Source organism: Sinobaca sp. SA16-1, assembly GCF_059510515.1.
On sequence record NZ_JCAKFL010000005.1, the window covers coordinates 360,850 to 384,771 of the forward strand.

Annotated in this window: 28 protein-coding genes; 24 read left to right on the forward strand and 4 right to left on the reverse strand. The window is 43.4% G+C overall.

The window, feature by feature from the left end:
* Nucleotides 1–3: 3 nt before the first annotated feature.
* The 13 genes from AC5W2J_RS15875 to AC5W2J_RS15935 all read left to right on the forward strand — a co-directional run bounded on the left by AC5W2J_RS15875 (nucleotide 4) and on the right by AC5W2J_RS15935 (nucleotide 9,729).
* The gene (locus AC5W2J_RS15875; RefSeq protein WP_496060435.1) at nucleotides 4–1,368 is read left to right on the forward strand and encodes an MATE family efflux transporter; all 1,365 of its coding nucleotides are present in this window, start codon (nucleotides 4–6) and stop codon (nucleotides 1,366–1,368) included.
* Between the two features lie 47 nt (nucleotides 1,369–1,415).
* Entirely contained in the window at nucleotides 1,416–2,171 is a 756-nt protein-coding gene (locus tag AC5W2J_RS15880) for a TspO/MBR family protein (RefSeq protein WP_496060436.1), read from the forward strand.
* 1 nt (nucleotide 2,172) lies between these two features.
* Nucleotides 2,173–2,403: a hypothetical protein gene (locus tag AC5W2J_RS15885; protein ID WP_496060437.1), complete on the forward strand. Its 231-nt coding sequence runs from the start codon at nucleotides 2,173–2,175 to the stop codon at nucleotides 2,401–2,403.
* Between the two features lie 76 nt (nucleotides 2,404–2,479).
* Nucleotides 2,480–3,775: a Na+/H+ antiporter family protein gene (locus AC5W2J_RS15890; protein ID WP_496060438.1), complete on the forward strand. Its 1,296-nt coding sequence runs from the start codon at nucleotides 2,480–2,482 to the stop codon at nucleotides 3,773–3,775.
* 34 nt (nucleotides 3,776–3,809) lie between these two features.
* Nucleotides 3,810–5,114, forward strand: a complete 1,305-nt coding sequence (locus AC5W2J_RS15895; RefSeq protein WP_496060439.1) for a lysine N(6)-hydroxylase/L-ornithine N(5)-oxygenase family protein — start codon at nucleotides 3,810–3,812, stop codon at nucleotides 5,112–5,114.
* Nucleotides 5,115–5,207: 93 nt separating this feature from the next.
* Nucleotides 5,208–5,357 (forward strand): hypothetical protein, encoded by a 150-nt coding sequence (locus AC5W2J_RS15900; RefSeq protein ID WP_496060440.1) that lies wholly within the window; start codon nucleotides 5,208–5,210, stop codon nucleotides 5,355–5,357.
* A 138-nt stretch (nucleotides 5,358–5,495) separates the two neighbouring features.
* Nucleotides 5,496–5,879: a hypothetical protein gene (locus AC5W2J_RS15905; protein ID WP_496060441.1), complete on the forward strand. Its 384-nt coding sequence runs from the start codon at nucleotides 5,496–5,498 to the stop codon at nucleotides 5,877–5,879.
* A gap of 15 nt (nucleotides 5,880–5,894) precedes the next feature.
* Entirely contained in the window at nucleotides 5,895–6,488 is a 594-nt protein-coding gene (rnhA, locus tag AC5W2J_RS15910) for a ribonuclease H (RefSeq protein WP_496060442.1), read from the forward strand.
* A 25-nt stretch (nucleotides 6,489–6,513) separates the two neighbouring features.
* Nucleotides 6,514–7,512 (forward strand): LLM class flavin-dependent oxidoreductase, encoded by a 999-nt coding sequence (locus tag AC5W2J_RS15915; protein ID WP_496060443.1) that lies wholly within the window; start codon nucleotides 6,514–6,516, stop codon nucleotides 7,510–7,512.
* Nucleotides 7,513–7,596: 84 nt separating this feature from the next.
* Entirely contained in the window at nucleotides 7,597–8,109 is a 513-nt protein-coding gene (locus tag AC5W2J_RS15920) for a type 1 glutamine amidotransferase domain-containing protein (protein WP_496060444.1), read from the forward strand.
* A gap of 100 nt (nucleotides 8,110–8,209) precedes the next feature.
* A complete protein-coding gene (gene msrA / locus AC5W2J_RS15925; protein WP_496060445.1) occupies nucleotides 8,210–8,743 on the forward strand; it encodes a peptide-methionine (S)-S-oxide reductase MsrA in 534 nt (177 codons plus the stop codon).
* On the forward strand, nucleotides 8,743–9,171 hold the full coding sequence (gene msrB, locus AC5W2J_RS15930) for a peptide-methionine (R)-S-oxide reductase MsrB (RefSeq protein ID WP_496060446.1): 429 nt from the start codon (nucleotides 8,743–8,745) through the stop codon (nucleotides 9,169–9,171). The genes msrA and msrB overlap by 1 nt, the downstream gene beginning before the upstream one ends.
* A gap of 123 nt (nucleotides 9,172–9,294) precedes the next feature.
* Nucleotides 9,295–9,729, forward strand: coding sequence for a ferritin-like domain-containing protein (locus AC5W2J_RS15935; RefSeq protein WP_496060447.1), 435 nt, complete (start codon nucleotides 9,295–9,297; stop codon nucleotides 9,727–9,729).
* 41 nt (nucleotides 9,730–9,770) lie between these two features.
* On the opposite strand, the gene AC5W2J_RS15940 is transcribed toward AC5W2J_RS15935, so the two are convergent.
* The gene (locus AC5W2J_RS15940) at nucleotides 9,771–9,920 is read right to left on the reverse strand and encodes an FbpB family small basic protein (protein WP_496060448.1); all 150 of its coding nucleotides are present in this window, start codon (nucleotides 9,918–9,920) and stop codon (nucleotides 9,771–9,773) included.
* Nucleotides 9,921–10,432: 512 nt separating this feature from the next.
* Between AC5W2J_RS15940 and AC5W2J_RS15945 the strand changes: the two genes are divergently transcribed.
* From AC5W2J_RS15945 to AC5W2J_RS15970, 6 genes are all read left to right on the forward strand, one after another.
* The gene (locus AC5W2J_RS15945; RefSeq protein WP_496060449.1) at nucleotides 10,433–10,903 is read left to right on the forward strand and encodes a hypothetical protein; all 471 of its coding nucleotides are present in this window, start codon (nucleotides 10,433–10,435) and stop codon (nucleotides 10,901–10,903) included.
* An 83-nt stretch (nucleotides 10,904–10,986) separates the two neighbouring features.
* Nucleotides 10,987–11,787: a VLRF1 family aeRF1-type release factor gene (locus AC5W2J_RS15950; RefSeq protein ID WP_496060450.1), complete on the forward strand. Its 801-nt coding sequence runs from the start codon at nucleotides 10,987–10,989 to the stop codon at nucleotides 11,785–11,787.
* Between the two features lie 158 nt (nucleotides 11,788–11,945).
* Nucleotides 11,946–12,314, forward strand: coding sequence for an OsmC family protein (locus AC5W2J_RS15955; RefSeq protein ID WP_496060451.1), 369 nt, complete (start codon nucleotides 11,946–11,948; stop codon nucleotides 12,312–12,314).
* Nucleotides 12,315–12,346: 32 nt separating this feature from the next.
* Nucleotides 12,347–13,711, forward strand: coding sequence for an MATE family efflux transporter (locus AC5W2J_RS15960; RefSeq protein ID WP_496060452.1), 1,365 nt, complete (start codon nucleotides 12,347–12,349; stop codon nucleotides 13,709–13,711).
* A 25-nt stretch (nucleotides 13,712–13,736) separates the two neighbouring features.
* Nucleotides 13,737–13,934: an SE1561 family protein gene (locus AC5W2J_RS15965; protein WP_496060453.1), complete on the forward strand. Its 198-nt coding sequence runs from the start codon at nucleotides 13,737–13,739 to the stop codon at nucleotides 13,932–13,934.
* Between the two features lie 2 nt (nucleotides 13,935–13,936).
* The gene (locus AC5W2J_RS15970) at nucleotides 13,937–14,536 is read left to right on the forward strand and encodes a histidine phosphatase family protein (RefSeq protein WP_496060454.1); all 600 of its coding nucleotides are present in this window, start codon (nucleotides 13,937–13,939) and stop codon (nucleotides 14,534–14,536) included.
* A gap of 66 nt (nucleotides 14,537–14,602) precedes the next feature.
* Here the strand turns inward: AC5W2J_RS15970 and AC5W2J_RS15975 are convergent, their stop codons facing one another.
* Entirely contained in the window at nucleotides 14,603–16,138 is a 1,536-nt protein-coding gene (locus tag AC5W2J_RS15975) for an AbgT family transporter (protein ID WP_496060455.1), read from the reverse strand.
* Nucleotides 16,139–16,499: 361 nt separating this feature from the next.
* Here AC5W2J_RS15975 and AC5W2J_RS15980 point away from each other — a divergent pair, with 361 nt between their 5' ends.
* The 5 genes from AC5W2J_RS15980 to ald all read left to right on the forward strand — a co-directional run bounded on the left by AC5W2J_RS15980 (nucleotide 16,500) and on the right by ald (nucleotide 22,036).
* Nucleotides 16,500–17,378 carry a DNA-3-methyladenine glycosylase family protein gene (locus tag AC5W2J_RS15980; RefSeq protein ID WP_496060456.1) on the forward strand — a complete coding sequence of 293 codons (879 nt, stop codon included), beginning with the start codon at nucleotides 16,500–16,502 and terminating at the stop codon, nucleotides 17,376–17,378.
* Nucleotides 17,379–17,391: 13 nt separating this feature from the next.
* Nucleotides 17,392–18,798 carry a 23S rRNA (uracil(1939)-C(5))-methyltransferase RlmD gene (gene rlmD / locus AC5W2J_RS15985; protein WP_496060457.1) on the forward strand — a complete coding sequence of 469 codons (1,407 nt, stop codon included), beginning with the start codon at nucleotides 17,392–17,394 and terminating at the stop codon, nucleotides 18,796–18,798.
* A gap of 36 nt (nucleotides 18,799–18,834) precedes the next feature.
* Nucleotides 18,835–19,554 carry a hypothetical protein gene (locus AC5W2J_RS15990; RefSeq protein WP_496060458.1) on the forward strand — a complete coding sequence of 240 codons (720 nt, stop codon included), beginning with the start codon at nucleotides 18,835–18,837 and terminating at the stop codon, nucleotides 19,552–19,554.
* A gap of 12 nt (nucleotides 19,555–19,566) precedes the next feature.
* A complete protein-coding gene (locus tag AC5W2J_RS15995) occupies nucleotides 19,567–20,793 on the forward strand; it encodes a PucR family transcriptional regulator (protein ID WP_496060459.1) in 1,227 nt (408 codons plus the stop codon).
* A gap of 112 nt (nucleotides 20,794–20,905) precedes the next feature.
* A complete protein-coding gene (ald, locus tag AC5W2J_RS16000; protein WP_496060460.1) occupies nucleotides 20,906–22,036 on the forward strand; it encodes an alanine dehydrogenase in 1,131 nt (376 codons plus the stop codon).
* 65 nt (nucleotides 22,037–22,101) lie between these two features.
* Here ald and AC5W2J_RS16005 read toward each other — a convergent pair whose 3' ends face one another.
* Both AC5W2J_RS16005 and ectB read right to left on the reverse strand, forming a co-directional pair.
* Entirely contained in the window at nucleotides 22,102–22,488 is a 387-nt protein-coding gene (locus tag AC5W2J_RS16005; protein ID WP_496060461.1) for an ectoine synthase, read from the reverse strand.
* Between the two features lie 56 nt (nucleotides 22,489–22,544).
* Nucleotides 22,545–23,831 carry a diaminobutyrate--2-oxoglutarate transaminase gene (gene ectB / locus AC5W2J_RS16010; protein ID WP_496060462.1) on the reverse strand — a complete coding sequence of 429 codons (1,287 nt, stop codon included), beginning with the start codon at nucleotides 23,829–23,831 and terminating at the stop codon, nucleotides 22,545–22,547.
* Nucleotides 23,832–23,922: the final 91 nt, after the last annotated feature.

The following is a 23,922-nucleotide window of genomic DNA, read 5'->3' on the forward strand; positions in this document are numbered from 1 at the left end:
GTTATGTATGAAACAAAGACAACCAGGGAAAAATTTCGTTTATTTATTTTTATTATGATGCCGATTCTGATCACACAGTTCGGTTTATTCGGCATGAACTTAGTTGATACGATGATGTCAGGGCGTGCCGGGGCTTCGGAACTGGCCGGCGTGGCAATAGGATCGAGCATTTGGCTGCCTGTTTCGACAGGTATCATGGGCATCATGATGGCGCTGCCGCCTATCTTATCGCAGCATATCGGCGCAAAAGAAGAAAGCGTCGTTTCCATGAAGGTAATACAGGGAGCATACCTGGCTGTTGCTTTATCTCTTCTCATTCTTGCGGTGGGAGCCTTTACGCTCAATCCTATTATCGGATTAATGGAATTGGAGCCACAGGTGGCCCACGTTGCCAAACATTATTTAATCGGCCTTTCATTTGGTATTCTGCCTTTATTCATCCAACAGGCATTAAGGGGCTTTATTGACTCACTGGGCCATACAAGAGTTACGATGGTAATTACGCTGCTTGCCCTGCCGGTGAATGTGGTATTGAACTATGTATTGATATTCGGTCATTTCGGCTTTCCGGAGCTCGGCGGAATTGGGGCCGGCTATGCGTCGGCTGTTACCTACTGGTTCATTTTGTTTGTTACTATTTATTTTGTTGCAAAAGTGACGCCTTTCCGCGAATATCGGATTTTCCGCACGAGTTACCGTGTGCTTCCCGCCATTTGGAAAGAAATTTTATTTATTGGCCTGCCTATCGGCTGTACTATTTTCTTTGAAACAAGTATTTTTGCAGCCGTGACGCTTTTAATGAGTGAGTTCAGTACCGCCGTTATTGCCGCCCATCAGGCTGCATTGAATTTTGCCTCTCTTCTTTATATGCTGCCGCTTAGTATTGCGTTTGCTTTAACAATCGTAGTAGGACATGAAGTGGGGGCCGGGCGCTACAGCCATGCCCGAACGTATGCGAGATTGGGCATGCTTACAGCACTCGCCATGGGAGTAGCGGCTTCCATTATTATTTATGCAACAAGAGGTCCCGTTATCTTTTTGTATACGACGGACAGTACAGTAGCGGAATGGATGAACGTGTTTTTGATTTATGCTATTTTCTTCCAGCTTTCTGATGCTATTGCTACTCCAATTCAAGGTATCCTCCGCGGGCATAAAGACGTTAATATTCCGTTTTTGTACGCTTTTATCGCTTTTTGGATCATCGGCCTGCCTTTAGGAATTGTATTGGCCAGATTCACTGCACTTGGCCCATTCGGCTATTGGGTGGGACTGATAGCGGCTCTTGCTGTAATTGCCTCCACGCTTGCTGTGCGGTTAAGAAACATCCAGAACAAAAAAGAAAAACTCCATCCGGAACGTGTATAACGTTCGTATAACGGGTATTACATCCATATAGAAATGGGGGAGTTTATTTGAATAAATTAGAACCAAACACGCTTAGAATAGCAAACGCTGTAGCTTTTGTGGTCGTTATTATTATGAACGGACTTGCTAATGCGCTTCCTTTGAACAATAACAGCACAGGCGACATCTCCGACAGGCTGAATGTATTATTTACACCGGCCGGGTATGTGTTTTCGATTTGGGGAGTCATTTATCTAGCGCTTTTGGGATGGATTATTGCATCCTTTCTCGTAAAAAGAAAACAGCAGTATATTTTTACGGCCATTGGCCCATGGTTTTTAATCAGCAGTTTTTTTAATATATTCTGGCTGTTTATGTTTCATTACGAACAATTCCTGCTTACATTTGTTGCAATGACAGGACTGTTGGTAAGTCTTTTAGTCATTTACCGGCGTCTCAGCGCCCAAAAGGCATCTTTTCTGGAGAAACTGCCTTTTTCCCTTTATACGGGCTGGGTGACGGTTGCTTTCATCGTAAATGTCGGGATTGTCTTTGTGACGTTGGGAATTGATGGATTTATCTTTCCCGGCTCTTTCTGGACAGGACTGGTCGTTATCCTTGGTGCAGCGGTACCTATCTATGTCATGAAAAGACAAAAGGATATTATTTACCTTCTTGTTTTTGTATGGGCATATTTTGGGATTTTCGCAGAGAGAAACGAAGCACATCCATTTTTGGCCGCAGTGGCATTTATTGCCGCACTTGGTATTCTGGCATTTGGTGTGTGGGAACTTTGGAAAAGTAAAAGAAAGGCAGTGAGATAGTGTGGCCGTAACAAGAGAAGAACTTCATCAAATGGTGGATCACTTAACAGATGAAGAAGCAGAAGCAGTATACACGTATATTAAAGAATTAAAGGAACTTGAAGAAGAGGAACTCTCAGAAGGCCAGGTAAACGGTCTTTATGACCAGGAGGCGTATTTGGAAGAAGGAGAAATAAACCCAACAGATGATCCGGCAGGGCTGGAAAAACCGCCGAAAGGAAGAAACCTCTAAATCAACGTTGAATAAACGGTAGATCCCCTTTATACTTTACTTTGGCAGAGTGCTAATATAATAAAGGGGATTCTATATGTTAATTGTTATTTCGTCTGTACTCATTATGATTATTCTAAGCCTGCTCCGTGTAAATGTGGTGCTGGCTATACTTATTGCGGGCATTGCAGGAGGCATGCTTGCAGGGATGGATATTGCATCTTCCCTTGAACTGCTGGTGGCAGGAATGGGCGGCCAGGCAAATACGGCTCTCAGCTATATTATGCTCGGCGTATTTGCAATTATGATCGGCTACTCCGGTATCACCAATGTGCTCGTGCAGTATTTAATTAAAACCCTCAAAGGAAAACGGGGAGTGCTTCTGCTTACAATTGCAGGGGTTGCCTGTCTTTCCCAGAATGTGGTGCCGGTGCATATTGCGTTTATACCTATTTTGATTCCGCCGCTTTTATCTTTGTTTGACCGGATGAGAGTAGACCGGCGTGCTGTAGCTGCAGCGTTGACTTTTGGTCTGAAAGCACCCTACGTGATGCTTCCGCTTGGTTATGGATATATTTTTCATAATACGATAGCGGTTGAAATGACGGCAGGCGGTATGGATATTGCCAATACTGAAATATGGAAAGCGATGCTGCTCCCGGGCATCGGCATGATTATCGGTTTATTGATTGCGCTGTTCATTACTTACAGAAAACCGAGGGATACTGTACCTGAAAATGAATCGGTTGATGCACCTGTAATGGAAAAAGTTACGTTTACGAAGCAGCATCTGCTGACGATTATTGCGATCGTGGCAGCTCTTGGTTCACAGATATATTTTGATTCATTAATTCTTGGTGCACTGACAGGAATTGTATTAATGTTTTTATTCGTTGTAGTGCCTTTCAAGAATGGTGACAGTGTTGTAAATGAAGGAATTAAATTAATGGGCATGATTGCGTTTGTTATGCTGATTGCTTCCGGTTTTGCAAACGTTCTTCAGGAAACAGGAGCCGTGGAGCAGATGGTCGATCAGACTATTCAATATTCTACCGGTGCAACGGTACTGACAGCAGCGATTATGCTGCTTACAGGGCTTATTATTACCATGGGTATTGGTACTTCTTTTGGAACGATACCTATTTTAGCTGCGCTGTTTGTACCTTTTTGCTTGAGTGTCGGATTTTCTCCTCTCGCAACAGCTGCCATCGTCGGCACAGCAGGTGCAATGGGAGATGCCGGTTCACCTGCTTCTGATTCGACGCTCGGTCCAACTTCCGGTTTGAATGCGGACGGCCGTCATAATCATATTTGGGATACATGTGTACCGACGTTTCTTCATTACAATATTCCATTGTTTATATTTGGACTGATCGCAGCCATGGTTCTTTAAATAAGGCAACTTTTAGAAAGAAAAGAGTGTGCAGATGAATACAGAGAAAATTTATGATGTTATCGGCATTGGCATTGGTCCTTTTAATCTGGGACTGGCCGCATTGCTGGATCAGGTAGAAGAAGTGGATGAATTGTTTTTTGAGCAGAAGAGTCAGTTTGAGTGGCATCCGGGGATGCTGCTTGAAGGGACCGTGCTTAATTCCTCTTTTCTGGCTGATCTGGTAACATTTGCTGATCCTACAAGCCCGTACAGCATGCTTAATTATTTTCATAAGCACAACCGGCTGTTTCAATTTTATTTTAATGAAAAAATGCAGGTGCCCCGCCGCGAGTACGATGCTTATGGAAAGTGGGTATCTGAACAGCTTTCTTCCTGCCGGTTTGGATACGAAGTAAGCAACGTAGAAGAAGTAAAAGAAAAAGGCTGTTATGAAATAAAGGTAAAGCAGGCAGGAACGCAGAAAACAGATATTTACTATGCAAAGCATGTAGTACTGGGAGTCGGAAACACCCCGATCGTTCCACCGGGGCTGGAAGGCACCAATCAGGAAGATATTTATCACACGGAAAATTACAGCTTCAATAAAGAAACACTGCGTGATGCCAAAGCTGTAACAATTATCGGCTCCGGCCAGAGCGCGGCAGAAGTATTTTATGATCTGCTTCAGGATCAGAAATACTTCGACTACCGGTTGTCCTGGTTTACGAGGTCACCGCAGTTTTTTCAGGCCGAGAATGCTAAAGTAGCACGCGAAATTTTCTCTCCGGATTATGTGAACTATTTCCGCTCGCTTGATTTTGACACAAGAATGAAAGGTCTTCCTAATCTCGATCAGGCGAGAAAAGGAATAGAGCAGGATATTCTTTATAAAATCTATGATCTGCTTTACCATCGTTCGATTGAGCGTGACGATCCAAAAGTCACGCTGCAGGCAATGACGGAAATGAAAGGCATTACCGAAGCCGAAAAGTATTCATATGTAGTGGAATGTTTCCAGTGGCAAAAAGAAAAAACCTTTTACCATCCCACTGATAAACTGGTACTCGGCACCGGATACAAGCCGAGCCTTCCGGAATGGCTCGATAAAATGAGAGAGGAACTCTCCTGGGAAGATGATAACCACTTCGAAGTGGATGATCATTACCGGCTTAAGTTTAAAGACAATAGAGAGCATTCTTTGTTTACACTCGTTAATATTGACCATTCACACGGAACGGCGGCGACCAACTTAACGTTATCCGTTCTTCGAAATCAATCTATTATTAATGCCATCTGCGGCTATGATCGTTTTCCAGTTCAGAAAGATACTGTATTTCAACAGTTTTTTCCGGAGTGATTATGTGAAAATATGTAAAAAAAACACAAGTCGTTTTAAGTAAACCCTTTCAGGAAATGGACGAATAGGACAATTTTTGAAGGGGGTATGACGATGAGCAGAAAAATGCTATATGCAGCTCTTTCCGGCGCGCTGACTGTCAGTATGCTGGCAGCCTGTGGAGGAACGGACACGGAAGAGGATCCCGCTATGGACGAAGAACCTGAAATGGAAGAAGAACCAGCTGAAGATGAAGAGATGTAAAATAAAAAACTCTCCTTTCCGGGAGAGTTTTTTTATTTTGTAATGCAGTTATCTTTGAAGCAGGAAGCCGCCATGATAAAATGATTCTACTATACTAACCGTCCGGGAAGCCCAGCTTATAGGAAAAGAGGAGAGGTTATGCTTTGGCTGACTCTTGCTTTTTTAATCCTGCTGCCTGTTGTTATCGCATCTATCACGATAGTAGTCAGTTTAATCATGAAGTGGCTGCTGGAAAAAGAGGTTAATAATCGGCAGGCGTATTCGGTTTTTCATTTTGTGAATATCGCCTTCACGATAATGATGTGGGGAACAACAAGTATTGTTTTTTATGGACTTGTGCTGGAAAAGATCACGGAAACAGGCTGGCTGACAATGACACTGTATGCTTATGTTTATCCCCTTCCTGTCATTCTGCTTCTTTATATAGCGGCTTCCAGGCTGTTTCGTTCCTGGATCTACCCGGTCAGCAGCCGGACGGACAACATTGTATATTTAAAAAGAAGAAGCGGTTTGTTTCGATAAGAAAGTGGGAGCAGCATGGCAAAAACAAAATTTTATGTTGTATGGAAAGGCAGAAAGCCGGGCATTTATAGCACCTGGCCGGAATGCCAGAAGCAGGTAAAGGGCTATCCCGGCGCCCGCTTTAAATCATTTCCTGGAAAGGCAGAAGCAGAACAGGCTTTTGCCGGGGAATCTGAAGCAGCGCCAGCTCCGGGAAGCAGCAGTTACATTGAAGAAAGCGTATCGGTGGATGTTGGTTCCAGAGGAAACCCGGGGCCGGTTGAATATAAAGGTGTGTATACAAAAACGGGAGGGGTGCTGTTTGAACATCCCGGCTTTCCTAAAGGGACCAATAATATGGGAGAGTTTTTAGCGATTGTCCACGCCCTGCAGTATTTAAAAGAAAAAAACAGCTCAATTCCGGTTTATTCTGATTCCATGACTGCCTTAAAGTGGGTAAAAGACAAAAAGATAAAGTCCACTCTCGGACGTGACAGGGAGTCAGAATCAATATGGAATGCTGTCGACCATGCAGAGACATGGCTTAAAGAGAATAGCTGGAAGAACCCTTTAATCAAATGGGAAACTAAACAATGGGGCGAAATCAAAGCGGATTACGGAAGAAAATAATCACTGCGGAAAGGCCGGTCTTACAATGATGAAACTAGGCGTGCTTGATCAATCTCCGGTAATAGAAGGGAAAACCCATGCAGAAGCACTGCAGGATACGGTAGAACTGGCAGAGGAAGCCGATCGGCTGGGTCTCTCCAGGTTTTGGGTGTCAGAACACCATGCAGCAGCCAATCTAGCAGGGGCAAGTCCGGAAGTATTGATTCCACACATAGCAAGCCGGACAAAAAACATAAAAGTAGGATCCGGCGGAATTATGCTTTCTCATTATAGTGCGTTCAAAACAGCCGAAAATTTCAGTGTGCTGGAAAATCTTTATCCGGGTCGGATCGATCTGGGCGTCGGTCGGGCTCCGGGCGGCATGCCGATCGCAACGATGGCCCTGCACGACAGAAGAAAGCGGGAGACCCACCGTTATCCGGAACAGGTAAAAGATTTAATAGGCTACCTTCATGATTCGCTGCCCGAAGATCATTTTTTTAAGGATCTTCACGTAACACCCCGAATAGAGGCGCCTCCGGAGATCTGGATGCTCGGATCAAGCGCTGGCAGCGCAGCTCTTGCGGCAGAATACGGCCTGCCTTACTGCTATGCGCATTTTATCAATGCAGAAGATGGGGAAGAAGCGACGAGGCTGTATCGGGAACAGTTCCAGCCGTCTGTCATTTTAAAGAAGCCGAAAGTGATTACGGCTGTTTTTGCAGCGGCTGCTTCCACCGCCGGAGAAGCCGAAGAAATAGGCCGTGTGATGGATCATGTGCTTTTATCCGGGGAACAGGGGAAACCATTGAACGGTATTCCTTCTTTAGAATCTATCGCCTCTGTAACATATGAATCATATGAAAAGAAACGGATCGATTATAACCGGGCGCGGATGGCAGTGGGAACGCCGGAAAAAGCAGCTGCTGCGCTGAAGGATATCGGAAACAGGTATTGTGCAGAAGAAATTATGATCGTTTCTCTCGCTCCTTCCTCTGCGCAGAAGATCCATTCCCTTCAGCTGATTGCTGATGCTTTTTCATAAATTTTTCATAGGATGTTTAAATGTATCCAATGAGAGGGTAAACCATACAATGTAGACGAAATCTGTTTGAAGGAGTGAATCGAATTGGCTAAAAAAATTGCCGTAGTAATGACAGACATGTTTGAAGATGTTGAATATACAGATCCAAAGCAGGCTTTCGAAAAAGAGGGCCACGAACTAACCGTAATAGAATCAGAAAAAGGTAAAACGATTGAAGGCAAGCAGGGGGAAACAAAAGTAAAGGTGGATGCATCTATCGATGATGTGAAGCCTTCTGATTTTGACGCATTGTTTATACCGGGCGGATTTTCTCCTGACCTTCTTCGCGGAGACGATAAATTTGTTTCATTTGCAAAGTCTTTTATGGATGAAAACAAACCCGTATTTGCTATCTGTCACGGACCACAGCTTCTCATTACCGCTAAAGCACTGGAAGGAAGAGATGTAACCGGCTTTACTTCCATTCATGTGGATATGGAATATGCAAAAGCGAAAGTACACGATGAAGAAGTTGTTGTCTGCAGCAACCTGGTAACAAGCAGAACGCCGGACGATCTGCCTGCATTTAACAGAGAATCACTAAAGCAGCTGAAATAAGCAGTAAAGGCAGATCCAGTCGGGTCTGCCTTTTTTTGAGCAAATAAGAAGAAGGCAGTATGCCGCAGTGATATAATGGAAAACGAGGAGTTGATTTGGAATGAATGAAAAGACAGAACTGGCTACGTTTGCCGGAGGCTGTTTTTGGTGTATGGTAGGGCCTTTTGAACAAGAAGAAGGGGTGCATACGATCGTTTCCGGCTATACCGGCGGACATACGGAAAACCCTACCTATCAGGAAGTATGCACCGATACAACCGGGCATGTAGAAGCGGTACAGATAGAATTTGACCCGAATAAAGTAACGTATGACAAACTGCTTGAAATTTTCTGGCGCCAAATTGACCCAACGGATGCAGGCGGCCAGTTTAATGACCGCGGAGAATCCTATGGAACAGCCATCTTTTATCACGGCGAAAACCAAAAGCATCAGGCAGAAGCATCTAAAGAAAAACTGCAGAAAGAAGGACCGTTTCAAGGGAAAATAGTTACCCCTATACGTCCTGCAAAAACTTTTTACAGAGCAGAAGAAGGGCATCAGGAGTACCATAAAAAAAACAGCTATCACTATAATATGTACAAGCGCGGATCCGGAAGAGCCGGGTTTATAGAAACACATTGGGGGAATAATTAATGGCAGATAAAGAAGAACTAAAAAAGAAGCTGACTCCTATTCAATTTGAAGTAACACAAAACAACGGAACAGAACGCCCGTTTGAAAATGAATATTGGAATCTAATGGAAGATGGGCTGTACGTGGATGTTATTTCAGGCAGACCCTTGTTTTCATCAAAGGAAAAATTTGAATCAAGCTGTGGATGGCCGAGTTTTACAGCACCTTTAGAAGAAAAGGAAGTAGCAGAGCATTTTGATACGACATTTGGAATGCGCCGCACAGAAGTACGTGCCAAAAATTCCGACTCCCATCTGGGCCACGTATTCAATGACGGTCCGAAGCCAACCGGCCTTCGCTATTGTATTAACTCTGCTTCTCTTCGCTTTATTCCGAAAGACAAGCTCGAAGAAGAAGGCTACAGTGAATACGCAGAGTTGTTCAAATAAAAGGTTTAAGCAAAAAAGAAAAGGGAATAGTTTGTAGTGTACTAACTATGTGCCTATAGAGCAGATAAAAGATCTGCGGGAACCTATTATACTATTAAATGCTATCCAAGGAGGACATTACCGATGGACCAAAAAACACAAGAACTAGTAGAAGGACTAAACACAGACCTGGCTAATGAATATGCAGCGATGATTATGTACAGCAATAACGCTGCTGTTGTATCCGGACTATACCGTCAGGTGCTGAAGCCGTTTTTTGAAGGAGAAGTAGCTGATGAGCAGTCCCACGCCATTTATCTGGCAGAAAAAATCAGTATACTTGGAGGTACTCCAACCACAGTTCCTGCTAAAGTAGAACAGACGAGCGATGTAAAACAGATGCTCGAGAACGCAAAGCAGTCTGAGAAAGACACCATCGAGCGTTATAAAGTAAGAGCAAAGCAGGCGGAAGAGCTTGGTTTAATCGAACTGCAGCTTAAACTCGAAGACTTAATTTCCGATGAAACGGGCCATATGGAAGAAATCGAAAGATTACTAACAGACCCACGCATGCATTAAAGAAAAGAAGACCAGAGCCCTGGAGGCTCTGGTCTTTTCTTTTATATAGCAGAGGTGGAGGGCTGTGCGCTCTGGGATGTTTTGTCATCGATCCGGTCTTCGATTGCCTTCATTGCTTCAGGGTCATTCAACAGGGCTTCGCGGTTTTTATTTATCAGTTCCTCTAAAGTTAATCTGTTTGGTTTTCTCATACTATCTCTCTCCTTTTCTATTCTCTAATTCCAGTATAGTAGTGTTTTACTAAGAATAGCGGCCTTAAATGTTACTATTTTTTGAAAACTTTGTATTATCTAAAAATATAGTTTATTTCCTTTACAATCTGATTTTTTCCTGTTACGATGTGTATCAATTCACTTTATAGAGAAAGTGAGCAAACGCTCACTAAGTATTTTCAGAATATTATATTAAAGGAGTGCGGGAGATGACGGGAGAGAGAAAAGAAGCAGAATTCCAATTTTCAGTAGAAGAAGAAGGATTTGAAATGCTTGAAACGGATTTCTTTATGACAGAAGTATACAATGGCTGATAAATAAGCAGGAAGCTGATATATTCAGCTTCTTTTTTTATATTTTAATGAAAAACAATAGGAAAGCCGAATCAGCAGGTACGGAGCAAATTTTCTTTACAAAGAGGAGTAAAGAACAGGGAAAAGTGGTATGTTAATGTTATATCAAATAAAATTGCCTGAAAGGTGGATGTATCAATGACACAACAGAATAAAAGCAAAAAAGGACTGGGAATAGGGATTGGGATTGGAATTGCAGCACTCTTAGCAGTAGTGCTTGGCAATAAGACGTCCAGAGAGAAAGTAACGAGCGGCACAAAAACGACCGCTTCTAAAGTTAATGGGGCTACTCAATATATTTCACAGAACAGAGAAGAAATTATCGATACATTAAAGAAAGCCTCCAATCAAATTTCAGAGCTCCTGCAGGCAGCGAATGAAGACGTACAAAAGATTTCCGAAACAGCCGGCAACCTGAAAGAAACGACAATGAATATTAAAGATACAACGAAGAAAACAGCACAGGAAATGAAAGAAATTAAAGAAGAAACGGTTTCCAAACTGTCTGAAGAAGTACCATCTGCACCAGCTGCCTCTGATTCAAACGAAGAAGCTTCAGCTGATGAAAGCAATGTACACCCACTTCCAAGAGGAAAAGAGTCCATCTAAAATAAAAATGATAAATTTTATGTTTACTACTACCCAATTTAGGAAAAACAGGTTCTAAGAGACTTTTCCAAGGGGGATTCAACGTGAGTGAAGTAGAAAATATAAAAAAATTATCCAATATGAAAGATGATAACGGCATACTCTCTATTTACCTTAACACTGATTTTACAGAAGGAAATCAGCAGGGCGGCGAATGGAAAATCCGCTTAAAGAACGGCTTAAAAAAATTAAAAGAATATGCTGAAGCGGGCGGATCAAAAGATGAGCTGAAAACATACAAAAGTATAGCCGATCAAGCAGATCGACATATACATGATCTTCAGGCAGACATGCAGAAAGGACTCATCCTCATTATTAACTCGGAAGGCAGCGTGCTGCTCGAGAAAATACTGCAGGTGCCGATTGAAACGGATTTCCAATGGGAAAAGCAGCCTGTTGTAGACCAATTGGACTTTCTGCAGAAAGACTATCCTGCTGCGGCCATTATGCTCGTGCAGCAAAGAGATGTTATTCTGCTCGATACCGCTTTAGGAGAAATACGCGATCAGCGTAAATTCAGCTGGGAACTTGAATCCGAAGACTGGAAGCAGTACCAGGGAACGGCCGCACGAGCTAAAACTGCTTCAGGTTCAACGCACATTGATGAACTGCAGCAGCGGTTTGAGGAAAACCAGCAAAGATGGTACAAGAAGCTGGCGCCTACTCTGGATAAAGAAGTGAAAAAGCGCGGCCTGGAAGGTGTATACCTTGTCGGAAGCAAAGAGTACGTCAAAGACCTGGAACAGCATTTAGGAGCAAAGATCCTGGATACGATTCCTAAAAACTTAATATCCAAGCCTGCTCATGAAATTGTAAACGAAGTATACGGGGAAATCGTCCGTTAAAAAAACTCTGCTGATACTCTTATCAGCAGAGTTTTTTGTGCTGTCAACGGGCAGCCGCTGGGCATAAAAAAAGCTTGGAGAGTGGACGAAGCAGCGCCACTAGATTAAAATGCAGAAGAGACGATTGATAGAAAGGGTGCGTGCAGATGGATTTTTCAATGACTGAACATGGATTTACGACTGAAACAAATTATGGAACGCTTCATATTTCGAGTGATGAAGAATACGGATTCCGTCCTTATCAGCTGATGACCGCATCTTTAGCTGTGTGCAGCGGCGGCGTACTGAAAAAAATAATGCAAAAACAGCGCATGGATGTGCAGGATATAGCGATCCGGACTAACGTGGAACGAAGTGGTACAGAAGCAGATGAAATAACGAAAGTATCCATTCATTTTATTGTAGACTCTGTTCATAAAAACGATAAAAAAATGCAGAAAAACATGGAATTAACGAGAAAATACTGCTCCATGGTGCAATCTGTTAAAGACAGCATACAAGTAGAAGAAACGTACGAATGGAAATAAAATAGGCTCGAGAGCAAAAAGAGGAGAAACAAATGGCAGCAAGCACCCGCATGGATTTTACAGAAGGCAGCATTATGAGGAAGATGATTCTCTTTTCCTGGCCTATTTTTTTGGGCAATGTGCTGCAGAGTTCTTATCAGATTGTAGACAGCCTCTGGGTGGGTAACCTTCTTGGAGCACAGGCTCTCGGGGCGGTTACGCTCTCAAGCACTGTCATTTTTACTATTCTATCTTTTATTATAGGAATTAACAGCGCGACGCTGACTATTTTATCGCAGCGGATAGGAGCAGGCGACAATGAAGGATTAAAGCGCTCGCTGAACGCATTTGTAACGGTGCTGGGCATACTAGCTGTAGGGCTTGGAGTAGTTGGCTTTTTTATGTCCCCATATATTTTGCAGCTCATGGGAACGCCGGAATCGATTATGCCGATGGCTTCTACGTATCTGCGAATTAACTTTATTGGTATTTTGTTTTTGTTTGGATATAATTTCATCGGCACTGTGCTTCGGTCTGTAGGGGACAGCAAAACGCCTCTACGCTTTATTATGCTGGCTGTAGCATTGAACATCGTTCTTGATCCTTTATTTATTCATGTATTGGACCTTGGAATCAGCGGTGCTGCCTATGCGACTGTTATTTCCCAGGGAATCGCATTTTTATTCGGAATTATTTATTCTATCGTAAAAAAAGGAGTTCCTTTTTCCATTCCGTATATTCCTGCGATGGAAGAATGCAGGCGCATTATTAAAATAGGGCTGCCTTCCGGCTTTTCTATGGTAGCCATCTCCGGTGGTGTTCTTGCCGTAATGACGGTAGTTACCTCGTTCGGGGAAACAGCCGTTTCCGGGTTCGGCGCAGCCCAGCGGCTCGACAGTGTGATTATGCTCCCATCTCTTACGCTTGGGTCCGCTATTACGAGCATCGCCGGTCAAAATATCGGTGCTGAAAAGTGGGATAGAGTAAAAGAAATCGCCAAAAGCGGACTTATTCTTATTTTTTCTGTGTCTCTTGTTATCAGCACGATCGTATTTATTTTAGCTGAATTTCTAATGGGACTGTTTGTAAGTGATCCCGGAACGATCGAATTCGGCGCCCAGTATCTACGGATTGTTGCGTTTTGTTACCCATTTTTAGGTATTAATTTTGTATTAAATGGTATCGTCCGCGCGTCCGGTGCGGTGATGCAGGTGCTCGTGCTTAATATTATATCGTTCTGGCTGCTCCGCTTCCCGCTGGCCTGGATTTTCTCGGAATGGTACGGGGAAATTGGCATTGGAATTGGAATTGGACTAAGCTTTTTAATAAGCAGCGTGTTTGCTGCCGCCTACTACAAATATGGAAAATGGAACAAAATTGATATTTTTAAAGAAGAAAAAGAAGCTCCCGCTAAATGATAAAGCAGAAAGGAACAAGTTAAACATGAGTACCCCTATCCACACGAAAGAACAGCATCTCAATTATTTACAAAATCGATTTGGATTAATGCAGCAGATGATTACAGGGATGCCCTCAGATGAGGCAGGTATAGAAGACCTGGAGCGCCTTGAACAAATGCTTGATAATATTATGGTCAAAATTCAGCAGTTTAAACCGGACTGGAAAGAGCAGGAGGAATAGACATGGAAGTGTATCTCGTCCGTCACGGGGAATCGGAAGGAAATCGATCAAAAACACTGCAGGGCTGTATGAATTTCGACCTGACGGATAAAGGCAAAAGCCAGGCAGCAAAGCTCGGAGACTTCTGGGCCGGCCGCCATGCGCTGGATGTACTATTCAGCAGTGATTTAGTGAGGGCACATGAAACAGCAAAAGCAATCGGGGCAGAGCAGGATCTCCCGGTACAGACAAAAGAGCTGTTCAGGGAAATAAATCTGGGACCGATGGAAGGCAAAACGAGAGAAAAAATTTACGAAGAATTTCCTGAGGTGAAAGAAAAAGATCTGCTTTGCAGTGGACTTGATGGAGCAGAAACGGTAGAAGATATTACAAAAAGATGTAAAGATCTTAAAACCATGCTTCTGGCAGCCGATTTTAATAAGGCAGCTATCGTTTCCCATGGTGGATTTCTTACAATTTTCCTTATGTATCTTATTCTTGGAGAAGAGTGGCACCGGGTGGAACGGCCGTTTCGTATGGACAATACCGGCATTACAAAAATTGTGCGCACCGATAATGCGCTGCATGTCGACTATTTAAATAACCGTCCTCATTTACTATAGAAAAAAGAGCAGCCGCGGTAGAACCGGGCTGCTCTTTTAATCGTACTGCGTGTATAAATGAAGAAGTTATCCATCATAATTGATCGGCGAGCCGGGTCCTAAGTCCAGGCCGAGCAGCATCCAGACAATGAGAAGGACGGACCAGGTGAGCAAGAAAACAAGGGAGTACGGAAGCATAACGGATATAAGCGAACCGATTCCCATTTTCTTATCATACTTCTGGGCAAAAGCGATTATAATCGCAAAATATGTCATAAGCGGAGTAATAATGTTTGTTGATGAATCAGCAACACGGTAGGCCATCTGCGTAAGTTCAGGAGAATAGCCCAGCTGCATCATAATTGGGACAAATACAGGCGCCATAATGGCCCATTTAGCTGAGGCACTACCGATAAATAAGTTGATAAAACCGGTAATCAATATAAATACGAGGAGAAGTGGTATACCCTGCAGGTTAATGGTCTGCAGAAACTCTGCGCCATACACGCTTAATACTAATCCCATGTTGGTTTCATTAAAGTAGGCCACAAACTGTCCGGCGGTAAAGGCAAGAACGATAAACATTCCCATGGAAGCCATCGTATCAGAAAGCTGGTTGGCTACGTCTTTATCGTTACGAATCGTTTTCGTGACAATCCCGTAAACCACTCCGGGAATAAAGAACAAAATTAAAATAGCTACAACAAGAGAGCTCATAAATGGTGAAGTTGCGACAAAGTTTCCAGGCTCCCCGTGAAGCGGCGAGTTCTGCGGTACAACCAGAAAAGCGAGTAGAGCAGCGGTGACGATAAATGAAATGCCGGCCCACAGCATGCCCTTTTTCTCTTCAGAAGTTGCCCTGCCTATCGTTTCACGGTAGTCTCCTTTATACTCACCAAGGCGGGGTTCCACAATTTTTTCACTAACAATTGTACCAACAATTGTGAGGAAAAAAGTAGAAACGATAATGAAATAATAGTTCATGGCGTTGTTCATCGTATCTGCATACGCAGGGTCAATGGTTGCTGCTGCCTGCATAGTTAACTCTCCAAGCATCGGGTCGGTGGCGGAGAGAAGCAGGTTGGCACTGAAACCTGCGGACACACCGGCAAATGCTGCAGCGAGACCGGCCAATGGATGACGTCCTAAAGCTGCAAACAGCATCGCTCCAAGCGGCGGAAGCACGACATAACCGGCGTCCGATGCGACACTCGACATGATACCGGCGAATACCAACGCTGCAGTGAGCAGTCTTGTTGGAACAGAGAAAACAAATGAGCGGAGCAGAACACTGATTAATCCAGTACGCTCAGCAATACCGATACCAATCATGGTAGCAAGTACTACACCCAAAGGAGCAAAGTTTATGAAATTGTCGACCATGCTTTCAAATAAATAGACAATTCCCGAGCTGGACAACAGACTCGTAATCGTGATCATTTCTCCCGGTGCTGCTGGATCTTCTACAGAAATACCAGTTGCAGAAAGAATGGCCGAAAGAAAGATAACAATCACTGCCAGGATTGCAAACAGAGTAATTGGATGCGGAAGCCTGTTTCCTGATTTTTCAACAATATCCAGGAAACGCTGGAGCATGCCGCGTTTCTTAGCAAGATCTGCCATATGTAATATCCCCCTAAATAAGTAGTTGTTGAATATATAGAAATATTCAGAATTTGTGCATGTTTAGTAACACACAACGTACATTATAGCGGCAATTTATTATAATTGAAACATTTATTCATAATAATTATGACTGATTTTCTTCCATAGGAAATAAACGTACAAAATAAGATCTACTGTTATCAGTATAGTAAGCGTTATATTTTAAAATAAAACAAGAAGTCTAATAAAACAGAATTATCAAATTATTTTATTGATATAAAGTATTAAAGATATTATATAACACAAGCATGGTTTCAAAGCCTTAATAAAGCAGGATAAATGTTATAATATAGGACAATGGATTGTTGGAGGAATGGCAATGAGCAGATGGGTATATGAGACAGCAATTGAACCTGTATATAATTACAAACGAATGCTGCAGAGAGTAGGAGCTGATCCTGTTCATTCTGTTGATCTGTATAACAATCGAATACTGTTTCCTTATAAAGAGCAGGGCAGCAAAGAAGTGCTCGATATTTCTTTTAAAACAATGAATAAAGAAAACCGGATAACGATCAGAGGCACATGTAAAGAGAAAGATCGTGCCGTGAATGCTGTATATAGTGCCTTTGCGCTCGATGCGGAATTAGAAAATATTTCACTGCATTTTCAAGATACAGAAATCGCTCCCTTATTTCAGACGTATAAAGGGGTTCCATTAGTAAGAGAACCGGAGCTTTATGGATGCCTGATAAAAACAATTATTCATCAGCAGCTGAATATGGCCTTTGCCTATACGTTGTCCACAAGATTTGTAGAGCGCTACGGAGAAACACTGGGAGGGGCATGGTTTTATCCGTCTCCTGAAAAGACAGCAGAGCTTTCCACCGCCGAGCTGATGGACCTGCAGTTCAGCAGACGCAAAGCGGAATATGTGATTGATACTTCCAGGCAGATTGCAGAAGGATCCTTATCCCTGGAGCGGATGGAAACAGAAGCGTCCAAGGATGTTATAAAAAAGTTGACAGCAGTCCGCGGGATTGGTCCCTGGACCGCAGAATGTTTTCTGTTATTCGGACTGGGAAGGCTGGATTTAATGCCTGCCAAAGACATTGGAATACAAAATGGATTAAAGAAGCTGTTGGAACTGGATAGTAAGCCTTCAGAAGAAGAGATCAGAAAACGAGCATTGAAATGGGCTCCTTACGAAAGCTATGCTGCTTTATATTTATGGCTGAGCACCGAATCAGTGTCTTAATGGAGTGAGAAGAATGAAACAAAATGAGCGGACGTCCAAAGAAGTACTTTTGAAACAACATGATGAAATTCCGTTGACTATTAAAAAATTAGGCATAAATGGAGAAGGGATCGGCTTTTTTAAACGAAAAGCGGTTTTCGTTGCCGGTGCACTCCCAGGGGAGGAAATTGTTGCAGCGATAAGCCTCGTAAAGTCGAATTATACTGAAGCCGTCATAAAAACAATCAGAAAAGCATCGCCGGAACGGGTCTCCCCGCCGTGTCCGGTTTACGATAAATGCGGCGGCTGCCAGATTCAGCATATTTCCTATAAAGGACAGCTGAAAAACAAACAGGATATAGTCGCTCAGGCGTTTGAGCGCTACGCCGGAAAATATAAGGTTACGGTTAAGGAAGTTAAGGGAATGAAACACCCATGGCAGTATAGAAACAAAAGCCAATGGCAGCTTCAAAAAAGAGAAGGCAGAACAGCGGCCGGTCTTTATTCATTGGACAGTCACCGCCTCGTCGATCTAACCGGTCCGGGGTGTATGGTGGAACATCCGCTTGTAGAAATGATTAATCAAAAAACAGCCGCGATCATTAAAGAGCTTGATCTGCCTATTTATGACGCCAAACGAAAGAAAAACGGGCTGCGCACGATAGCAGTCCGGATTTCTACCGCGGAAAACACGGCCCAGCTTACTTTTATTTCCTCAAGCGATGACCTGCCGAGCAAGAAGAAAGTCATTGCCCGCTTGAGAGAGGAGATACCTGAAGTAGTGTCTGTCTTTCTAAACGTCCAGCCTTCCCGGGCATCTACTGTATTCGGTCAGAAAACAGAACATCTCTGGGGAGAAAAAACGATTACGGAAACGCTGGAAAGCTATTCCTATTCCCTCTCCCCCCAGGCTTTCTTTCAGCTTAATCCGGAACAAACGGTCGTTCTCTACAACGAAGCAAAAAAGGCAGCCGGACTGACGGGGACAGAACGGATTGTAGATGCTTACTGCGGCAGCGGAACCATCGGAATATGGATGGCAGATCAGGCAAAAGAAGGCCGTGGAATGGACATTGAACAGGCAAGTATTAACAATGCTTCTAAAAATGCAGACGCATACGGATACAGTCATTTTAAATACTATCAGGGAGCAGCGGAAAAGCTCCTTCCTCAATGGCAGCAGGAGGGCTGGCAGCCGGATGTTGTCTTCGTAGATCCTCCGCGTACAGGCTGTGATGCTGTTTTTTTGGAAACGATTATTCAAATAAAGCCTAAAAAGCTTGTCTATATTTCCTGTAATCCGTCTACGTTGGCAAAAGATGCCGAAACTCTTCTAAAAAAAGGTTTCTCTATAGGAGAAGTCCAGCCTGTGGATATGTTTCCACAAACGGCACAGGTAGAAGCAGTAACCACATTTTATTCCTCTTCAAAAGAACAATAGAAAGAGTATAATAGAGATATACAAGGAGGGCTTATCATGAGAAATTTTCAATATGCAGATACCCCGGCAGGCCAAAAGATAGCAATCAGTTCAGACTTTGCCGCCGGAATTGGGGAAAAAGAAGGCGACAAAGTTAAATGCTCCTATGACCTGCTAGCTTCCATGACAACAAGAGTGGTTTTTATGGAAATGTTGAGCGGGGGAGGCTCTCCTTTTGCCGTTACGATAGCGAACGGGTGTTATGAAGATACCTGGAAGACAATCGAAAAAGAAATAACAAAAACATCTACAGCGCTTGGCTACCCGGATATTGTTTTGACGGGGAGCACAGAGTCCAATATAGAACTGCAGGAGTCTTCTCTGGGTATTACAGTAATAGGGGAAGGCAACAGCCGCATGGCGGGGCGTGAAAGGCCGTCCATTGAGAACCTCGGTTTTGCTGTTATTGGAGAGCCGCTCTCAGGAGACGATGTCATAGAACTGAGCGATCATATGGTTCCTCTTCACATGTTTAAAGTACTCGTTGAAAACGACCACGTATGGGACGTCGTGCCAGGAGGATCGAAGGGGATAGCTTACGATTGGCAGAGGCTCATTGAAAGAGAAGGGACAGTCCCGGAAGACATTCCGTTTTCCACCGTTAATTTATATGTATCCTGCGGGCCTTCATCAGCGATTCTCATCAGCTATGATAAGCATAAAGAAGATGAAATATACCAGCTCTGCGGTTCTCACTTTCATCCAATCCAGACATAAAGGAGGCAGAGGATGGAAGACCACGCTTCCTTATTTCAAAAAAAGTTCCAGTCGCTTGAAGAGTTTGCCGATTATATCAGTACACTCCTGGGCGGCCCTGTAACGATTGAAGATGCGGGGCACCGGCTTTTAGCCTACAGCACGCACAGTGATTATTCAGATGAAGCAAGGGTCTCTACTATTATGAGCAGGCGTGTGCCGGAAAACGTTATAAACAAGCTCTGGAAAGACGGTGTTATTCCTTCGCTTCATAAAGAACAGGATCCGGTCGTCATTTCAAGTATACAAGATATTGGTCTTGGAAATAGAATGGCTGTAGCGATCAGGCGGAAACAGGAAATCATGGGCTATATCTGGGTTATCGAAGGCAATAATGCCTTTTCACCGGTACAGGAAAGACTGCTTAAAATGGCTGCGGAGAAAGCTGCGAATGAACTGCAGCAGCGGCATATGCAGAACAAGCAGCAGGAGAAAAGCAGGGAAGAGTTTTTCTGGAGGCTGTTAACAGAAGATATTAAAGATGCGCCGTCTATTACAAAACAATTCGAACGCTGGTATGGTAAAGCTCCGGCCCGTCCATTGATCGTGGTGCTGGAATCAGAAGACGCTATCGATGACATTATGTTTCGGTCAGTTATGTATTTAGTCCGCGGCTCTCAGAAAGTGAAGCTGTGGCTGCAGACCCGAACGAATGACCAGGTTATTCTGCTGATTGAACCTGCTGCTGATTCTTTCTTAAATACAGAACAGTACTTTATGGATGAACTTTTGCAGCTGCTTAAAGACCGCTTTACTGCCCGTCAATTTATAGGAAGCGGCCGTGAGGTATCATTGACTCAAATAAAAAAGAGTTACGAAGAGGCCCAGGTCGTTATTAGAATGCAGCGGCGTCTTTCCTGGACAGAGCAGAATTTGTATACGTTTGAACAGCTGGGCTATTTAAAATACCTGGAAGCAGCAGTGGAAGAACATGCAGCAGACCAGGGCCGGTCTCATCCGGTAATCAACAAACTGGTCGTGTATGATACTAAAAATAATACAGACCTTTTAAATACCCTCTACATTTTTCTGCAGTCCTGCAGCGTAAATAAAGCTGCAGAGTTTATGCATATTCATGCTAATACAATGGCCTACCGCATCAAGCGGATCGAAGAAATTACGGGCATGAATACAAAAAAACCTCATGAACAACTCTCTTTATTGATGGAATTTACATTGCGGGAGTACATAAGCAGCTGAGTTTGTGTTTTTTCACAAACGAGCGGCTTTTTCTTTTCAACTGTACACGAAGATTTTTCATGAATTGATAGATATACTAGATGTACAAAATATATCTTAGGGGGGTCCTTTTATGATTATCAGTGTACCTAAAGAAATCAAAAATAATGAAAACAGAGTGGCGATTACCCCAGCCGGAGTTATGAGCCTGATAAAAAGCGGCCACAGCGTCTTAATCGAAACAACAGCAGGAGAAGGCAGTGGATTCACAGATAGCGATTACCAGGAAGCAGGAGCGGAAATCGTGCGTTCTGCAGCAGATACATGGAACCAGGCAGACATGGTGATGAAAGTAAAAGAACCACTTCAGGAGGAATACCAGTATTTTCGAAAAGGTCTGCTCCTGTTCACGTATCTTCATCTTGCCGCAGAACCTGAGCTTGCAGAAGCGCTTGTAAAACATGAAGTGACAGCAGTAGCCTATGAGACGGTCGAAATCAATCATACGCTTCCGCTTCTAACACCGATGAGTGAAGTAGCGGGGAGAATGGCTACTCAAATCGGAGCACAGTTTCTAGAAAAAACAAAAGGCGGAAAAGGAATTCTTCTTTCCGGCGTTCCGGGCGTGCACCGGGCGAAAGTGACCGTGATAGGCGGAGGAATTGTTGGGTTGAATGCTGCAAGAGTTGCGGTCGGGCTCGGCGCGGACGTTACAATTATCGATTTGAGTCCGGTAAGGCTCCGCGAAATTGATGACTTGTATGGCAGAGACATTCAGACGTTAATGTCCAATCCGTTGAACATTATGGAAGCTGTTAAAAGCTCCGACCTGGTTATTGGAGCAGTGCTTATTCCCGGTGCAAAAGCACCCAAGCTGGTAACAGAAGCGATGATCCAATCGATGAGTGAAGGGTCTGTGGTTGTTGACGTGGCAGTTGATCAGGGCGGTATTATTGAAACAGCCGATAAAATCACGACCCATGACGATCCAACGTATATTAAGCACGGGGTAGTACATTACGCTGTAGCCAACATGCCGGGAGCCGTACCAAGAACATCCACCCAGGCTCTTACAAACGTGACCATGCCATACGCGCTTCAAATTGCATCCAAAGGTATCGCACAGGCGGTTAAAGAAAATGATGCATTGAAAAAAGGCGTCAATACAGCCAACGGCTTTGTGACGTATGAAGCGGTCGCAAAAGACCTCGGCTATACCTATGCGGACCCTTATGAAGCATTAAACCTTCAAACCCATTCATAAAACAGCAAAAAAAATATAAACAAAAAGAGACTTCCCGCAAAGGAAGTCTCTTTTTGTTATTAGTATTAGCTGTTGTCTACAGGGTACACACCGTTCTCATCGTGTACTTCACGTCCGGTAAGCGGCGGATTAAAGACGCATACCATTCTCATGTCTGATGATGCACGGAGCAGGTGTTCATCATTTTTATCAAGTACATACAATGTATCGGCTGTAATAGGGTGGACCTTGCCGTCAGCGATTGTTTCTACTTCACCTTCGCCTTCGATGCAGTATACTGATTCAAGATGATTCTGGTACCAGATGTGTGTTTCGGTGCCGGCACGAATAATAGTATCGTTAATAGAGTAGCCCATGTTGTCATTTTTAAAAATAAGTCTGCGGCTGACCCAGTTGCCGTCATCTACTTCTTGATCTGTTCCAAGTACGTCTTCTAATTTTACTACTTTCATATTTAGTGCCTCCATTAATGTTGGTATTATTTATTACTTTATTAACACGTAAAGAATTAAGAAGTAACAGCATCTTTATCTGAGGATACTGTATCTTTAATTGACTGCTCAAGCAGTTTCAATCCTCTTTCAAGCCCTTCATCGTCAATAGTGATAGGCGGGAAGAGTTTAAACACTTCGTCATTCGGCCCGGCTGTTTCCATAATCAGGCCGTACTCAAAGCACTTATCGGTAATTTTATCAGCAATGCCTTCTACATCGCAGAAAACGCCCTGCATGAAGCCGCGTCCTCTATGAGAACCTTTCAGCTCAGGATATTCACCTATCATTTTTTCAAGAAACGCGTGAATACGTTCAGCTTTTGTCTGGACATTTTTTTCAAGGGCGTCGTCTTTCCAATACTGGAAAGATTGAGTTGCTGCTACAAATGCCAGGTTATTTCCACGGAATGTTCCGTTGTGCTCGCCTGGAGCAAACTTATCATATTCCGGCTTAATAAGAGTAAGGGCAAGTGGAGAGCCGTTCCCTCCAATGGATTTAGAAAGGCAGATAATGTCCGGGGTAATGCCTGCCGGTTCAAAGCTGAAGAACGTACCGGTTCTGCCAACTCCTGCCTGTACATCGTCAATAATAAGAAGGATATCATGCGTCTTGCAAATACGGTCTACTTCTTTTAGCCACTCCATGCGTGCAGCATTAAGTCCGCCTTCACCCTGGACTGTTTCCAGAATGACTGCAGCCGGCTTATCCAAACCACTTCCGCTGTCTTCGAGGAAACGCTCAAAGTATTCAAGACCAAGATCGTTTGCACCGAGGTACTTGTCATAAGGCATAGATACCGTATGGTTCAACGGAATTCCGGCACCTTTACGCTTAAATGCATTTCCAGTTACAGAAAGGGCACCAATAGTCATACCGTGAAATCCATTAGTAAAGCTGACTACGTTGGTTCTGCCGGTAACTTTGCGTGCAAGCTTTAAAGCAGCTTCCACTGTATTGGTTCCAGTTGGCCCGGGGAACATTATTTTATAATCCAGGCTGCGTGGTTTAAGGATGATGTCGTGAAAGGCTTCAAGAAATTCAGCTTTTGCTTTTGAAGCCATATCAAGTGAATGAATCACGCCGTCTTCCTGAATATATTCAAGCACTTTCTGTTTCATTTTTTCATCATTATGGCCATAGTTCAAAGCCCCTGCGCCGGAAAAGAAGTCTACATACTCTTTACCGTCCATATCCCAGAGCTTATAGCCCTTTGCTTTGTGAAAAACAGTAGGAAATCCTCTAACATAGCTTCTTACTTCAGATTCGTAATTATTAAAAGTACTCAAGTCATTTGTATTCATGCTTTTTATTACTCCTCCTTAAAGGGTATCGTTCAGATTAGTATTAACTTATTATTCTGAAACCTCAATATATGTTACCTTCTCCATTTTA

What these genes read in the sequence shown, in the direction of transcription:
- AC5W2J_RS15970 (WP_496060454.1), top strand. Translation starts at nt 13,937, where the DNA reads ATGGAAGTGTATCTCGTCCGTCACGGGGAATCGGAAGGAAATCGATCA.
- AC5W2J_RS15940 (WP_496060448.1), bottom strand. Translation starts at nt 9,920, where the DNA reads ATGAGAAAACCAAACAGATTAACTTTAGAGGAACTGATAAATAAAAAC.
- AC5W2J_RS15890 (WP_496060438.1), top strand. Translation starts at nt 2,480, where the DNA reads ATGTTAATTGTTATTTCGTCTGTACTCATTATGATTATTCTAAGCCTG.
- AC5W2J_RS15945 (WP_496060449.1), top strand. Translation starts at nt 10,433, where the DNA reads ATGACACAACAGAATAAAAGCAAAAAAGGACTGGGAATAGGGATTGGG.
- AC5W2J_RS15900 (WP_496060440.1), top strand. Translation starts at nt 5,208, where the DNA reads ATGAGCAGAAAAATGCTATATGCAGCTCTTTCCGGCGCGCTGACTGTC.
- AC5W2J_RS15895 (WP_496060439.1), top strand. Translation starts at nt 3,810, where the DNA reads ATGAATACAGAGAAAATTTATGATGTTATCGGCATTGGCATTGGTCCT.
- ald (WP_496060460.1), top strand. Translation starts at nt 20,906, where the DNA reads ATGATTATCAGTGTACCTAAAGAAATCAAAAATAATGAAAACAGAGTG.
- AC5W2J_RS16005 (WP_496060461.1), bottom strand. Translation starts at nt 22,488, where the DNA reads ATGAAAGTAGTAAAATTAGAAGACGTACTTGGAACAGATCAAGAAGTA.
- AC5W2J_RS15975 (WP_496060455.1), bottom strand. Translation starts at nt 16,138, where the DNA reads ATGGCAGATCTTGCTAAGAAACGCGGCATGCTCCAGCGTTTCCTGGAT.
- AC5W2J_RS15965 (WP_496060453.1), top strand. Translation starts at nt 13,737, where the DNA reads ATGAGTACCCCTATCCACACGAAAGAACAGCATCTCAATTATTTACAA.
- rlmD (WP_496060457.1), top strand. Translation starts at nt 17,392, where the DNA reads ATGAAACAAAATGAGCGGACGTCCAAAGAAGTACTTTTGAAACAACAT.
- AC5W2J_RS15990 (WP_496060458.1), top strand. Translation starts at nt 18,835, where the DNA reads ATGAGAAATTTTCAATATGCAGATACCCCGGCAGGCCAAAAGATAGCA.
- msrA (WP_496060445.1), top strand. Translation starts at nt 8,210, where the DNA reads ATGAATGAAAAGACAGAACTGGCTACGTTTGCCGGAGGCTGTTTTTGG.
- msrB (WP_496060446.1), top strand. Translation starts at nt 8,743, where the DNA reads ATGGCAGATAAAGAAGAACTAAAAAAGAAGCTGACTCCTATTCAATTT.
- AC5W2J_RS15980 (WP_496060456.1), top strand. Translation starts at nt 16,500, where the DNA reads ATGAGCAGATGGGTATATGAGACAGCAATTGAACCTGTATATAATTAC.
- AC5W2J_RS15955 (WP_496060451.1), top strand. Translation starts at nt 11,946, where the DNA reads ATGACTGAACATGGATTTACGACTGAAACAAATTATGGAACGCTTCAT.
- AC5W2J_RS15915 (WP_496060443.1), top strand. Translation starts at nt 6,514, where the DNA reads ATGATGAAACTAGGCGTGCTTGATCAATCTCCGGTAATAGAAGGGAAA.
- AC5W2J_RS15935 (WP_496060447.1), top strand. Translation starts at nt 9,295, where the DNA reads ATGGACCAAAAAACACAAGAACTAGTAGAAGGACTAAACACAGACCTG.
- AC5W2J_RS15905 (WP_496060441.1), top strand. Translation starts at nt 5,496, where the DNA reads ATGCTTTGGCTGACTCTTGCTTTTTTAATCCTGCTGCCTGTTGTTATC.
- AC5W2J_RS15995 (WP_496060459.1), top strand. Translation starts at nt 19,567, where the DNA reads ATGGAAGACCACGCTTCCTTATTTCAAAAAAAGTTCCAGTCGCTTGAA.
- AC5W2J_RS15960 (WP_496060452.1), top strand. Translation starts at nt 12,347, where the DNA reads ATGGCAGCAAGCACCCGCATGGATTTTACAGAAGGCAGCATTATGAGG.
- ectB (WP_496060462.1), bottom strand. Translation starts at nt 23,831, where the DNA reads ATGAATACAAATGACTTGAGTACTTTTAATAATTACGAATCTGAAGTA.
- AC5W2J_RS15875 (WP_496060435.1), top strand. Translation starts at nt 4, where the DNA reads ATGTATGAAACAAAGACAACCAGGGAAAAATTTCGTTTATTTATTTTT.
- rnhA (WP_496060442.1), top strand. Translation starts at nt 5,895, where the DNA reads ATGGCAAAAACAAAATTTTATGTTGTATGGAAAGGCAGAAAGCCGGGC.